At 63.3% G+C, this 12,875-nt stretch carries 11 protein-coding genes; 7 read left to right on the top strand and 4 right to left on the bottom strand.

All coding sequences use genetic code 11. The features are described from left to right. The 4 genes from nqrF to sthA all read left to right on the top strand — a co-directional run bounded on the left by nqrF (position 1) and on the right by sthA (position 4,044). Entirely contained in the window at positions 1-1,233 is a 1,233-nt protein-coding gene (nqrF, locus tag DOM41_RS14205; RefSeq protein WP_110687497.1) for an NADH:ubiquinone reductase (Na(+)-transporting) subunit F, read from the top strand. Continuing rightward, complete coding sequence (locus DOM41_RS14200; protein WP_110687496.1) at positions 1,230-2,270, top strand: FAD:protein FMN transferase; 1,041 nt, start codon at positions 1,230-1,232, stop codon at positions 2,268-2,270. Before nqrF ends, DOM41_RS14200 begins: the two co-directional genes overlap by 4 nt. 58 nt (positions 2,271-2,328) lie before the next feature. After that, positions 2,329-2,586, top strand: a complete 258-nt coding sequence (nqrM, locus tag DOM41_RS14195) for a (Na+)-NQR maturation NqrM (RefSeq protein WP_110687495.1) — start codon at positions 2,329-2,331, stop codon at positions 2,584-2,586. Positions 2,587-2,652: 66 nt separating this feature from the next. Then, positions 2,653-4,044 carry a Si-specific NAD(P)(+) transhydrogenase gene (gene sthA, locus DOM41_RS14190; protein ID WP_110687494.1) on the top strand — a complete coding sequence of 464 codons (1,392 nt, stop codon included), beginning with the start codon at positions 2,653-2,655 and terminating at the stop codon, positions 4,042-4,044. Positions 4,045-4,133: 89 nt separating this feature from the next. Here the strand turns inward: sthA and DOM41_RS14185 are convergent, their stop codons facing one another. The 3 genes from DOM41_RS14185 to DOM41_RS14175 all read right to left on the bottom strand — a co-directional run bounded on the left by DOM41_RS14185 (position 4,134) and on the right by DOM41_RS14175 (position 7,467). Next, positions 4,134-5,063 carry a DNA replication terminus site-binding protein gene (locus tag DOM41_RS14185; protein WP_245391855.1) on the bottom strand — a complete coding sequence of 310 codons (930 nt, stop codon included), beginning with the start codon at positions 5,061-5,063 and terminating at the stop codon, positions 4,134-4,136. Positions 5,064-5,316: 253 nt separating this feature from the next. Then, positions 5,317-6,216: a carbon-nitrogen hydrolase gene (locus tag DOM41_RS14180; protein ID WP_110687493.1), complete on the bottom strand. Its 900-nt coding sequence runs from the start codon at positions 6,214-6,216 to the stop codon at positions 5,317-5,319. A 174-nt stretch (positions 6,217-6,390) separates the two neighbouring features. Then, on the bottom strand, positions 6,391-7,467 hold the full coding sequence (locus DOM41_RS14175) for an agmatine deiminase family protein (RefSeq protein WP_110687492.1): 1,077 nt from the start codon (positions 7,465-7,467) through the stop codon (positions 6,391-6,393). Between the two features lie 274 nt (positions 7,468-7,741). Between DOM41_RS14175 and DOM41_RS14170 the strand changes: the two genes are divergently transcribed. After that, on the top strand, positions 7,742-8,983 hold the full coding sequence (locus DOM41_RS14170; RefSeq protein WP_110687491.1) for a lipoprotein-releasing ABC transporter permease subunit: 1,242 nt from the start codon (positions 7,742-7,744) through the stop codon (positions 8,981-8,983). After that, positions 8,976-9,692, top strand: a complete 717-nt coding sequence (locus DOM41_RS14165) for an ABC transporter ATP-binding protein (RefSeq protein WP_110687490.1) — start codon at positions 8,976-8,978, stop codon at positions 9,690-9,692. The genes DOM41_RS14170 and DOM41_RS14165 overlap by 8 nt, the downstream gene beginning before the upstream one ends. A gap of 158 nt (positions 9,693-9,850) precedes the next feature. Here the strand turns inward: DOM41_RS14165 and DOM41_RS14160 are convergent, their stop codons facing one another. Beyond that, on the bottom strand, positions 9,851-10,381 hold the full coding sequence (locus DOM41_RS14160) for a DUF2062 domain-containing protein (protein WP_110687489.1): 531 nt from the start codon (positions 10,379-10,381) through the stop codon (positions 9,851-9,853). Between the two features lie 56 nt (positions 10,382-10,437). On the opposite strand from DOM41_RS14160, the gene DOM41_RS14155 reads away from it, so the two are divergent. Continuing rightward, positions 10,438-12,840 (top strand): DNA internalization-related competence protein ComEC/Rec2, encoded by a 2,403-nt coding sequence (locus tag DOM41_RS14155; RefSeq protein WP_110687488.1) that lies wholly within the window; start codon positions 10,438-10,440, stop codon positions 12,838-12,840. Positions 12,841-12,875 lie beyond the last annotated feature (35 nt).

Here is a 12,875-nt window from a genome sequence, read left to right as displayed (position 1 = left end):
ATGATCGATACATCTGTCATCGTGGTCGGCGTCGTCATGTTCACCGCCATCGTGCTAGGGCTGGTGGGTGTGATTCTGGCCGCACGAAGCCGATTGGTGAGCAGCGGGGACGTCTCCATCGAGATCAACGGCGATCCCGACAATACCGTGACGACGCAGGCTGGCGGCAAGCTGCTGCAGACGCTGGCTGCCAACGGCATCTTTCTCTCATCCGCCTGTGGTGGCGGTGGCTCCTGCGCGCAGTGCAAGTGCCAGGTCGAAGAAGGCGGCGGCTCGATCTTGCCGACCGAAGAGTCCCACTTCACCATGCGCGAGAAGAAGGATGGCTGGCGGCTCTCCTGCCAGGTGCCGGTGAAGCAGGATATGAAGGTGCAGGTGCCTGAAGAGGTCTTTGGCGTCAAGAAGTGGGAGTGCGAGGTCGTCGAGAACCCCAACGTCGCGACTTTCATCAAGGAGCTCAACCTGAAGCTGCCCGAGGGTGAAGAAGTGGCGTTTCGGGCTGGCGGTTACGTGCAGCTGGTGGCACCGCCCTACGATGTCAAGTTTTCCGACTTCGAGATCGAAGAGGAGTACCGCGGCGATTGGGAGAAATTCAACCTGTTCGACGTGGCGCACAAGAACGACGAAGAGATCATTCGCGCCTACTCGATGGCGAACTATCCCGAAGAGAAAGGGATGTTGAAGTTCAACATCCGGATCGCCACGCCGCCGCCCAAGTCGAATCATCCGCCGGGGTTGATGTCGACCTACGTGTTCAGTCTCAAGCCGGGCGACAAGGTCACTGTGATGGGGCCATTCGGTGAGTTCTTCGCCAAGGACACCGACGCCGAGATGGTCTTCATCGGCGGTGGGGCGGGGATGGCGCCGATGCGTAGCCACATCTTCGACCAGCTCAAGCGGCTGAAGTCATCGCGCAAGATGTCGTTCTGGTACGGGGCGCGTTCCTGGCGCGAGACGTTCTACAACGACGACTACAATCAGTTGGCCGAGGAGTTCGACAACTTCGATTGGCACCTAGCGCTGTCCGATCCGCTCCCCGAGGATAACTGGGAAGGGCCGACCGGCTTCATCCATAACGTGCTCTACGAGAACTATCTCAAGGATCACCCGGCGCCGGAGGACTGCGAGTACTACATGTGTGGCCCCCCGATGATGAATGCCTCGGTGATCAAGATGCTGACCGATCTTGGCGTGGAGCCGGAGAACATCATGCTGGATGACTTCGGCGGATGAGGCAGGCGTCAACGCGTAAACCGACAGGGCCGATCCTTCTGGGATTGGCCCTGCTGCTATTGATCGTACTCACCGCCTGCGACCGCGAGCCGGAATCCTACCGGCTGGAGGGTCCGATCTTCGGCACCGGCTTTCATGTCACTTTCTTCGGCGATTACGACGACGATCAGCTCGCTCGTATCGAGAACCGGGTGAAGGCATCGCTGGATCGGGTCGATAACCTGATGTCGACTTACAAGCCGGATTCCGAGCTTTCCAAGTTCAACCGTGCCCCTGTGGGTGAGCCTTTCGACCTCTCGCCGGAAACGGCTGAGGTGGTGCGTGAAGCGATTCGCATCGGTGAGATGTCTCACGGTGCCCTCGATGTCACCGTGGGTGCGGTGGTCAATCTCTGGGGCTTTGGCCCTGACAAGCATCCGGATCGCGTGCCCGGGGATGCGGCGATCGCTGACGCGCTGGCTGACGTTGACTATCGTGCGCTGAACCTGGATGGCGACACGCTAACCAAGACCAAACCGGTTTACGTCGATCTCTCGTCGATCGCCAAGGGCTATGGCGCAGATGCCGTGGCGCGTTCGCTAGACGATCTCGGGGTGACGAGCTATCTCATCGAGGTTGGGGGCGAAATTCGCTCGCGAGGAACGAAGCCCGGTGGCGAACCCTGGCGGGTGGCGGTCGAAAAGCCGGTCTCGAACGAGCGAAGCGTGCAGCGTATCATTGAGTTTGACGATGCGGCGGTCGCGACTTCCGGTGACTATCGCAACTACTTCGAAGACGACGGCCACCGTTATTCCCACACGATCGACCCGCGCACCGGCCGACCGATCACGCATCATCTCGTATCGGTAACGGTCATTGCCGACGACTGCATGACTGCCGATGGTCTGGCGACCGCCATCGAGGTCCTCGGCCCCGATGCCGGCTTCGATATGGCACGACGCGAGAATCTGGCGGTCTATCTCGTGGTCAAGACACCTCAGGGTTTCGAAACGCGCACGTCAAAGGCGTTCGAGGACTTTCTGCAGGATACCGACTGAGCCCCTCTTGGCACGCGAACTGCGTGCTCCGAAGGGCAACGCGTAGAGGAGATTACCCATGACGATCTGGATTCTGGCTTTCGCCTTGATGCTGTTGCTGACGGCGGGGATGGCGGTTGGCGTCATTGTTGGCCGCAAGCCCATCGCCGGCTCCTGCGGCGGGCTCAACAACCTCGGGCTCAAGAACGGCTGCGATATCTGTGGCGGCAACGATCAGGTATGCGAGGAGGAGAGTCGCAAGAATGCGGCGGGCGCCCAGCGCCGCAGCGACGAGAATCGCGGCGCCGATCTCGGTTACGACGCCATCAAGCGCTGAGGCGGGGCCCGCCGCCGGCGGTGAAAAGTCAACGTTTCAAGCCACGCTAAGGAGCAGGCGAAACCCATGGCAGTTTCTCAATACGACGTCGTAGTGATCGGTTCGGGACCGGCGGGCGAGAGCGCCGCGATCAACGCGGCCAAGCATGGCAAGCGAGTTGCCGTGATCGAACGCCAGTCATCGGTCGGTGGCAACTGCACTCACTGGGGGACGATCCCCTCGAAGTCGCTTCGCCATCAGGTCAAGCAGATCATGCAGTTCAACACCAATCGCATGTTCCGCGATATCGGAGAGCCTCGCTGGTTCTCCATTCCCCGGGTTCTCGAGCGCTCGCGAGTGACCATCGATCAGCAGGTCGAGCTGCGGACCAAGTTCTACTCGCGCAATCGCATTGATCTGTACTTCGGCGTGGCCCGGTTTCGCGACGACAATACCGTCACCGTGCGCGACAACCATGAAGGGGTTGAAGAGCTTAGCGCCCCGCAGTTCGTCATCGCCACCGGCTCCCGGCCTTATCGCCCGGCGGACGTCGATTTCCGTCATCCGAGGATCTACTGCTCCGACACGATTCTGGGGCTCTCGCACACCCCGAAGACCATGATCATCTACGGTGCCGGGGTCATCGGGTCGGAGTATGCATCGATCTTCTCCGGTCTCGGCGTAAAGGTCGATCTCATCGATACTCGCGAGCGACTGTTGTCGTTCCTGGACGACGAGATCAGCGACGCGCTCTCCTATGAACTTCGTAACAATGGAGTCCTGATCCGGCACAACGAGGCGTATCGCAGCGTCGAGGGCGATGAGTCCGGCGTGGTCGTCAACCTTGAGTCTGGCAAGCGCCTGCGGGCGGACGCTTTCCTGTGGGCCAATGGTCGCACCGGCAACACCGATGAGCTGGGTCTCGAGACGGTGGGCCTGGAACCCAACGGTCGTGGACAGCTCCAGGTCGATGAGCACTACCGAACGGCGATGCCGCACATCTCCGCGGTGGGCGACGTCATTGGGTGGCCCAGTCTGGCGAGTGCGGCCTACGATCAGGGCCGCAGTGCCAGTGACGAGTTTCTGGGGCAGTCATTTCGCTACGTCGACGATATTCCTACCGGGATCTATACCATCCCCGAGATCAGTTCCGTAGGGAAGACAGAGCGGGAATTGACCGAGTCGAAGGTGCCCTACGAAGTCGCGCAGGCGTTTTTCAAGGATACCGCGCGCGCGCAGATCACCGGTGACACCGCTGGCATGCTCAAGATCCTGTTTCATCGCGAGTCACTGGAGATTCTGGGGATCCACTGTTTCGGGGACCAGGCCTCCGAGATCGTGCATATCGGTCAGGCGATCATGCAGCAGGAGGGCGAAGCGAATACGCTGCGCTACTTCATCAATACCACGTTCAACTACCCCACCATGGCCGAGGCGTATCGTATCGCCGCTCAGAACGGTCTCAATCGACTGTTCTAGGTCAGGATTCCTCAAGCCTGTATGGGCGGGCTTGAGGTCCCTTCACAGTCTCTCTTTACGCGGACCGACGTCGTCTCCGGGGCGACGATTCAGACGTCGCGCGCGTCACTTTCCTTATCCTGTTTTCGTTCCCGCTCCTCGGCCAGCTGCAGTGAGGGATTGCGGTAGCGATAAACTCGCAGGCTTGGCAAAAACGGCGTCTCTTCGATTTTCTGATCCGAACGCTTGGCTCGCGTTCGTGTAGCCGGGGGCGCGGTCGGGGGATCATTTCGATGAGGCAGCTTGAGCGCCGGATCGGGGATGAATAGTGGCAGCGGCAGATTCATCGCGCGTCGCGTGCGGCCGTCCTCCAGCGCTTCACGAAAGAACAGATTGGCGCGCATGACCGGCGCCTGTTGCTGGATCTGCGCCAGCGGTTCGCCATCGGGGATATCGCCCAGCTTTCTGAGCTGAATGCGGATGTGCGAAGCGTCCACGTCCATGCGTTTGAGCTTGGCCTCGGCGTCCGCCACGCTGAGTCGTTTGATCGAGCGCCCGCTGGTGTACCAGGCAAGACGCACCTTCGCCAGCGGCGCATCGGCAATGGGCAGGTGGCGCCAGCACTGCTTGAGATGCAGCCGGGCAAGGCCCTGCCCACGAAGATGATCGTGCAGGACCGGATGGCGAAAGGGGAGTACTGCCTTGGCTTCGGCGATCAGTTGGGGGCTGGATTCACGTATTCGCTTCAGCGTTGCCGCAAATTGCGTCTTTTGCGCATTGACGGCGTGGACGTGATTCATCAGCTCGTCGCTGGCGACGATGATTGCCACGTAGGTGCGGGTTTCCCTTCCGTCCTGCCCATCCTGATACCAGAAATCAGTCAGCGCGCGCCTGAGCCATTGCGCATCGATCGCCTCATCGCCCAGCGCCCAGGCGGGGGAGGGATTGGCAGCGTAGGCATCCGCCAGATGCACGACCGCGTCGATTAGCCGGTCGAAATCGGCCTCGAGTTCGGCAAGCAGTTGATATTGGGGGTCCATGGCGGTCTCGATTGCAGTTATACCGTTATATTAAGGTTAACCGGGCCGCTGGCGAAAGAGGCAATCGATGGCGGACGTGACATGACGTCTTGACAGCGGCGATCGGTGCCGGACTGATCGCCTATCGGCTACCGGACAGTGCCGTGGACGACGCACACGCCCGACCCTGACGACTGATGTCCGGGTCGGGCATGACTAGGTGGGGCAAAGGCTGGTTGCACCGAGATGGCGGCGGCGATTGCCGCCGGGTCCCCTAGCGGTCGCGATAGCGCTTGGTGAGATCGCCGTAGGCATCGACACGCCGGTCCCTGAGGTAGGGCCACATGCGACGCACCTGCTCGCTTTTCGATAGGTCCACTTCCACTAGCAAGTTTTCGCTCGCTTCACCGGCGTGGGCCAGAAGTTCGCCCTGGGGGCCACAGATGAAGCTGCCACCCCAGAAATCGATGCCGGCGCTGACCTGGGTCAGGTCGGGCTCATGGCCGACACGGTTGGCGACAATGACCGGGAGACCGTTGGCCACGCCATGAGAGCGCTGGATGAGAGTCCAGGCCTCTTTCTGGCGCAGTTTCTCGGGCTGGTCGTCGGGCGGGTGCCAGCCGATAGCGGTGGGGTACAGCAGCAGGTCCGCACCGGCCAGCGCCATGAGTCGCGCCGCCTCGGGGTACCACTGATCCCAACACACCAGTACGCCGAGGCGGCCCACCGAGGTGTCGATCGGCTCGAACCCTTGCTTGTCGTCCCCGTCTCCTGGCGTGAAGTAGAACTTCTCGTAGAAGCCCGGGTCGTCGGGGATGTGCATCTTGCGGTAGTGTCCGACGCGCCCCTGCGCCTTATCCATTACCACGGCGGTATTGTGATAGATCCCGGGGGCGCGGCGTTCGAAGATCGAGCCGACAATGACGATGTCGAGAGCGCTGGCCAACGCTTCGAGTCGCTGCGCCGTCGGACCGTCGAGCGGCTCGGCGAGATCGAAGAGGTCGGCATCCTCGCACTGACAGAAGTAGTGAGTGGCGTGGAGCTCCTGAAGCAGCACCAGCTCGGCACCCTGTTCGGCGAGCTCGCGAATCGCGGCTTCGCTGACTGCCAGGCTTTGCTGTTTGTCCGGCCAGGCCTGCTGTTGAACCAGGCCTACCTTGAGTGTCTTGGCCATGCGGTCTCCTCCCGACAGGCTATATCGATGGTGGCGCCATTCGCGCCCCGGTAACGCCGCACTGATCCTACCGGAAAACGTCGGTGAATCGATGGGCAGCCACGGCTTACTTGGATGAATGCGACGCCCGGTGTGGGTGGCTACAGGTTTTTCGAACCGGGCACTGATTGACGGTCAGGGCGAAGGCGTGGCGCCCTCAATGAAGTGATCCGAGGTAGCTGACAGAGTGCCTCGCGGCAGTTGCATGGTCAGGCAGTGCAGGCTGCCGTGCTGACGGATCACCGAGCGGCAGTCGATAGGCACGATGTCGCGGCCCGGAAAGGCGTCGTGAAGCACGTTGAGCGCGTGCACATCCGCGGGATCGGCGTAGGTCGGCACCAGCACGGCACCGTTGAGGATCAGGAAGTTCGCGTAGGTCGCCGGGAGTCGATGGCCATCGTCGGGGTCGAAACAGGCCTTCGGCCAGGGGAGTGCCAGTAGTCGATAGGTCGATCCATCCTCCCGGCTGAGCGCTTCAAGCTCCGCTTCCATTGCCTTGAGTGCCGCATAGTGAGGATCTTCCGGGTCGTCGCATCGCACATAGGCGATGGTCGACGGGTCGCAGAAGCGTGCCAGCGTGTCGATGTGGCTATCGGTGTCGTCACCCTCGAGATGGCCGTTTTCAAGCCAGAGCACTCGAGAGACGCCAAAGTCGACTTGCAAGCGTCTCTCGATCGACGCTCGTGTCTCCGCCGGATTGCGATTGGGGTTGAGCAGGCACGCGCTGGTGGTCAGCAGTGTCCCCTCGCCGTCGGATTCGACGCCTCCGCCTTCGAGCACCCAGTCGCGGGTCTCGAGAGGGACGTCGAAGACATTGGCGTCGGCAAGCGACCGCGATAGACGGTTGTCGCGCTCGGCGGGGAATTTGCCGCCCCAGCCGGTGAAGGTGAAATCCAGAAGCGTCAGGTGACCGTCGCGTTCGATGGCAAGGGGGCCATGGTCTCGTGCCCAGGTATCATCACTCTCGGCGATGATGAAGTGTCGCCGGGACGCCGGGACGCCCAGATGCTCGAAGCGTGAGGCAAGGCGATGGCGCTGGATGCTGTCATGGACCGTGATGAGTACGCGCTGATAGCGCGCGATCGCAACCACCATCGATTCCAGTGTGGCTTCGATAGACTCGATCATCGGCGCCCAGTCGCTGCTCGGCGTTGGCCAGGTGAGTTGGATGGCGTCCTGTGGATGCCACTCGGGAAGCAGGCGTAGTGACATGACAGGTCTCCATGGGGCGTCATCGTCTAAGGCGCTGAACCGTCGTCAGTGCGGCCGGCTCGCGGGGCGGAATTGTAGGGCCTGATGCCAGCGATGCAAAGGTCGAGGTCCCGGGATGGGCCGCCTGTCACAGGGGCTGAGAGCGTTCAACGACGAGATCGCTGCACACGACGCCACCCGGTACTCGGTGCGTCGGTCGATGGGCTGACCCAGGCGTTTGCGGCCGGGGGTAAAACCCGTAACATGGCCCGCTGCTGACAAGGATGCGACTCCAATGCTCGACCGATTACCCTTTCTGTTGGGCCTGAGATACGTCAGGGCCAAACGACGCAATCACTTCATCTCTTTCATCTCTCTGACGTCGATGCTCGGACTTGCGCTCGGCGTCGCGGTGCTCATCCTGGTGCTGTCGGTCATGAACGGCTTCGACCACGAGCTGCGCTCCCGCGTGCTGGGCATGGTGCCGCACAGCCGGATCGAGGAACAGGGCGGCATGCGCGACTGGAAAGCCCTGGCCGAACGGGTCAGCCAGCACCGTCACGTTCAGGCGGTAGCGCCTTATGTGGAACAGCAGGGCATGTTCTCTGCTCAGGGGCGCACCCAGGGGGCGATGGTCACCGGCGTCGAACCGTCGTTCGAGCGTCACGTCTCGATCATCGATCAGCACATGCAAGCGGGCAGCCTCGACGATTTGAGCAACGGCAGCTGGAACGTGGTGCTGGGGAGCCTGCTGGCTCGCAACCTCGGCGTTGGCGTCGGTGACCGCGTCACGCTGCTGGTGCCGGAGGCCTCGATCACGCCGGGGGGCGTCTTCCCGAGACTCAAGCGCTTCACCGTCAGCGGTATTTTCAGCGTGGGGGCCGATCTCGATGCCAATCTGGCCTACGCGAGCATCGGTGACATGCAGACGCTGGCGCGGATGGGCGACAACGTCGATGGATTGCGACTCGAACTCGACGATCTGTTTGAGGCCGGCCCGGTGACGCGGGATATCGTCTCCTCGCTCGGCGCCGGCTATCGCGGGTTGGACTGGACCTACACCCACGGCAACCTGTTCCAGGCGATCCAGATGGAGAAGCACATGATCGGCCTGTTGCTGATGGTCATCGTGGCGGTAGCGGCGTTCAACATCGTCTCGACGCTGGTCATGGTGGTCACTGACAAGCATGCCGATATCGCGATTCTGCGCACCATCGGGGCGACGCCCAAATCGATCATGGGCATCTTCGTGGTGCAGGGAATGGCGATCGGAATCATCGGCATGGTGATCGGTGTGGTCGCCGGTATCGCGCTGGCGTTGAGTATCTCCGACATCATCGCCTGGGTGCAGTCGGTCACCGGTATTCAGTTCCTCGATCCCAACGTCTACTTCATCAGCTACCTGCCGTCACGGCTCGAGTGGAGCGACGTCGGTGTCATCATCTCCAGCGCTTTCGGGCTGACGTTCTTGTCGACGCTCTATCCCGCGTGGCGAGCGGCGCGTATTCAGCCGGCGGAGGTGTTGCGCTATGAATGAACCCGATCTCAAGCCTCGCGGGACCAAGGAAAGCGCCATCATGCTCGACTGTCGTCAACTCACTCGAACCTATAGCGAAGGGCCTCAGAACCTGACCGTGCTCGACCATCTCGACTTCGAGGTACGAGCCGGGGAGCGCGTGGCCGTAGTAGGCAGCTCCGGGTCAGGGAAGACGACGCTGCTCAACCTGCTGGGTGGGCTCGATCGCCCCTCCGGCGGCGAGGTCATCATCGGCGGCCAGTCGCTCGCCGGCCTGAACGAGGCGGACCTCGGTCGGTTTCGCAATCGGTATATCGGCTTCGTCTATCAGTTCCACCATCTGCTGGCGGAGTTCACCGCGGCGGAGAACGTCGCCCTGCCGCTGATCGTGCGCGGTCAGTCGCGCAAGGCGGCGACCCAGCGGGCCATGGCGCTGCTCGAGCGGGTGGGCATGGGCCCTCGCGGTACCCATAAGCCCGGTGAGCTCTCTGGCGGCGAGCGCCAGCGCGTCGCCATAGCCCGCGCGCTGGTCACCGATCCGAGCCTGGTGTTGATGGACGAACCCACCGGCAATCTCGATCAGACCACCGCTGGCAATATCCTGGCGATGATGGACGAACTGGCCGCGACCACCGAGTGCGCCTTTGTCGTGGTCACCCACGACCTATCGCTGGCGGCTCACCAGGATCGTATGCTGCGTCTGGATCAGGGCAAACTCTCCGCCGCCTAGTCCACTCAAAGGCGGCTAGCCGTCGCCACGCGAGCGCTTGCCGACCTGACTTGCGTGATGCGCTAGCCAGCCTCACTCAAGATGACGCCGCCCTGGACGATCAACAGTCCAGGGCGGCGTTTTCGTTGGTGGGTGGCAGGCGGGGGGATTCGCCGCGATCAGCGCGGTTGCCGACGCTGGCGCCGGCGGGCGCGACGGCGCCAGCTCCGGGCGATTTGCCAGCGCCAGATCAGCCGCACGAGAACGTTGCTGATCAAGGCCAGCAGTAGCCCGACGACGACCGAGCCGACGTAGAGCGGCACCACGACATGCGCCATCTGGTCGGCGATCCAGGCGGTACTGATGTGCTGGGGCACCTCGCGAGCCGGGTAGTCGAGCAGCCAGGCGCCGACCCGGTAATTGAAGTAGAAAATCACCGGCATGGTCAGCGGGTTGGTGAGCCAGACAAGGCTCACGGCCAGCGGCAGGTTGCCGCGAAAGCCATACGCGCCAACCGCTGCCAGAACCATCTGAAAAGGGATCGGCAGCATGGCGGCGAAGAGCCCCACCGTGCAGGCGCCGGCGACACTACGTCGGGTCAGCACCCAGAGCGCCGGATCGTCGAGCCAGTGCCGCATGAAGCGCAGTGAGCGAGCGTGCTGCAATTTCTCTCGGGTAGGGACGAAGCGTTGTAGCCATCGACGAGACATGGGGCCGCTCGCTGTACGAAGTCGGTCCATTATCCATACAACGCTGAGGTCTCGCCATGTCTGGCAGAGCCCCTCGCGACGGACCGTCGGTCGATGTCGATGTCCCGACGGTCGATGTCAGCACGAGGGTCATTCATCCCCGCTGCGGACTGGCGATGCCGGTCGCGCTTGCGGCCCTGGCCGGCGCACTGCTCGGTCGCCTGTGGGCTGGCCCCGATGGCTCTTGGGTCCTCGTCGTCTGGCTACTGCTGGCGGTGTCGCTGGGACTGTCGGCGTGGCGCCGTCGCTGGGGTGTCGGGCTCTGTCTATTGGCGTTTCTTTTTTGCCACTGGCAGGTCCAGGATCACGTCAGCCGCCGCTTGCCGAGCGATCTGGCGGGCAGTGACTTTCGCCTCGAGGGGGAGATCCAAGCGCTTCAGGTAGAGGCGGGGCGTACCCGATTCCGGCTACTTATCGGCGATTGCATGCCGCAGTCGAGTGCGTCCGGGGCGCTGGTAGACTGCCCGCCGCTACACAAGGTCAGGCTCTCCTGGTATGGCGCGCCCGCACTGCGCGACGGGGAGCGCTGGGTGTTGACGGCACGCCTGCGCGAGCCCATCGGCTTCGCCAACTTCGACACTTTCGATTACGGCGCCTGGCTCTGGCGGGAGGGCATCGATGCCCTGGGCTACGTGCGCAAGGACGAGGCCGTTCGGCGCGAGGCGGCGCCATTCTCGCTTCGACAGCAGGCGTTGAGTCGTCTCGATGCCGTCGACCTCACGCCCCGAGGCAAGCGCTGGCTGGCGGCCTTGACCCTGGGGGCGGGGGACCGACTCAGTGATAATGACTGGGCGCTCCTCAACGCCACCGGCACCACCCATCTGATGGTGATCTCCGGGCTCCACGTGGGACTTGTTGCCACGCTGGTGCTGTGGCTACTACGCGCGCTGTCGCGGTTGTTGCAGCCGTTTGCCTGGCGGATGGCGCTGTGGCCCTGGTTAGGTGCTGGGGCGGCCGCGTTCGGCTACGCCGCGCTCGCCGGCTTCGAGCCCCCTGCCATGCGCGCGGCGATCATGGCCGGCGTCGGGTTGTGGGCGGCGAGTGGGCGCCATGCCCCTGGCTGGTGGCAGGCCTGGTGGCTGGCTCTCGCCCTGGTGTTGCTGGTGGATCCACTTGCCCCGTGGCGACCGGGTGTCTGGCTCTCTTTCACGGCGGTAGGGGTGCTGATCGTTGCCTGGTCCGGACGACGCGCACCGCGAGGCGTTGTCGGCTGGTGCTACGGTTTGTTGCGTAGTCAGTGGCTGCTGGCGCCGGTGATGGCGGCAGCGGTGTTACTGGCGTTCGGACGTCTGTCGCCGGCGGCCCCGTTGGTCAACCTGATCGCGGTACCCCTGGTGAGTGTCGCTTTGGTGCCCGCGGGGTTCGTCGGCTGGTTGGGTATCGTCTGGACGCCGCTAGCGGCGATGCTCTGGTGGCCATTCGAGCAGCTCGTGGCCGGTCTGGCGAGTGCCCTGGCGACCGCCGCGGATCTGATGCCGCTGTGGGAGCCGACACCGAGCCAGCGCCTGCCCCTGGCGCTGGGCTTCGCGCTGTGGGGCGCCCTGTGGGTACTGCCAGGTTTTCGTGGCCGATGGCGCCTGGCCGTGAGCGGTGCGGTGGCGGTCACGCTGCTCCAGTTGAAGACGCCCACGCCCGCCGAGGCCTCGCTGGTGGTGACCGTTCACGATGTCGGTCAGGGGCAGCTTGTCGAGCTCCAGACCGCTCGTCAGCGCGTGCTGGTGGACACCGGTCCGCGCTTTTCCAGTGGTTTCATGCCGGCCTCGACGCTCTGGGGACCGGGCCAGACATTCGATGCGGTCGTGGTGACTCATAGCGACATCGATCACGCCGGCGGCATCGAAGCACTGAAAGCAGAGCACCACGTCGCACGATGGTGGGCGCCGACGGGCAATGATCTGGGCCTGCCCTCGCGACACTGCCAGGCCGGTAGCGGATGGGCGGACGGTAACTCGAGCTGGCGCTTTCTCTCCCCGCCGGCGGCGGTCGAGGGGCTTTCGCGCAATGCGCGCTCCTGCGTGCTGCTCGTTACGCTGGGCCAGCATCGTGTACTCATCACCGGCGATGCGGGTACGGCTCAGGAGCAGGCGTGGCTGGATACGCTGCGCACGGCACCCATCGATCTGCTTGTCGCCGGACACCACGGTAGCCGCAGCAGCTCGTCACCGGCTTTCATCGCGGCCAGCAGACCCCAGGACGTGGTCTTCAGCAGCGGTCGGGGCAATCCGTACCATCATCCCAGCCCTGAGATCGTGGCGCGCTTCGTCGCGGCCGGCAGTCGAATCTGGAATACGGCGTTCGACGGCGCCGTGCGATTCACGCTGTCGCCATCGGGAATCGACGTTCAGACCCGACGTAAGCCCGGCTGGCAGCGGCGGTCCGCTGTCGAGGGCGAAGCGGTTGGGGTAGAATCCAGCCCCTGAACGCACCCGAGCCGCAGAGCGGTCGGCTTCGACTC

This window comes from Salinicola aestuarinus (assembly GCF_003206645.1).
Taxonomy (GTDB): domain Bacteria; phylum Pseudomonadota; class Gammaproteobacteria; order Pseudomonadales; family Halomonadaceae; genus Salinicola; species Salinicola aestuarinus.
Note: the sequence above shows the minus strand (reverse complement) of the source record. Positions and strands in the feature narration are given on the sequence as shown.

Bases quoted from the DNA above. Each gene is read 5' to 3' on its own strand.
- nqrF (WP_110687497.1), top strand. From the start codon at position 1: ATGATCGATACATCTGTCATCGTGGTCGGCGTCGTCATGTTCACCGCC.
- DOM41_RS14200 (WP_110687496.1), top strand. From the start codon at position 1,230: ATGAGGCAGGCGTCAACGCGTAAACCGACAGGGCCGATCCTTCTGGGA.
- nqrM (WP_110687495.1), top strand. From the start codon at position 2,329: ATGACGATCTGGATTCTGGCTTTCGCCTTGATGCTGTTGCTGACGGCG.
- sthA (WP_110687494.1), top strand. From the start codon at position 2,653: ATGGCAGTTTCTCAATACGACGTCGTAGTGATCGGTTCGGGACCGGCG.
- DOM41_RS14185 (WP_245391855.1), bottom strand. From the start codon at position 5,063: ATGGACCCCCAATATCAACTGCTTGCCGAACTCGAGGCCGATTTCGAC.
- DOM41_RS14180 (WP_110687493.1), bottom strand. From the start codon at position 6,216: ATGGCCAAGACACTCAAGGTAGGCCTGGTTCAACAGCAGGCCTGGCCG.
- DOM41_RS14175 (WP_110687492.1), bottom strand. From the start codon at position 7,467: ATGTCACTACGCCTGCTTCCCGAGTGGCATCCACAGGACGCCATCCAA.
- DOM41_RS14170 (WP_110687491.1), top strand. From the start codon at position 7,742: ATGCTCGACCGATTACCCTTTCTGTTGGGCCTGAGATACGTCAGGGCC.
- DOM41_RS14165 (WP_110687490.1), top strand. From the start codon at position 8,976: ATGAATGAACCCGATCTCAAGCCTCGCGGGACCAAGGAAAGCGCCATC.
- DOM41_RS14160 (WP_110687489.1), bottom strand. From the start codon at position 10,381: ATGTCTCGTCGATGGCTACAACGCTTCGTCCCTACCCGAGAGAAATTG.
- DOM41_RS14155 (WP_110687488.1), top strand. From the start codon at position 10,438: ATGTCTGGCAGAGCCCCTCGCGACGGACCGTCGGTCGATGTCGATGTC.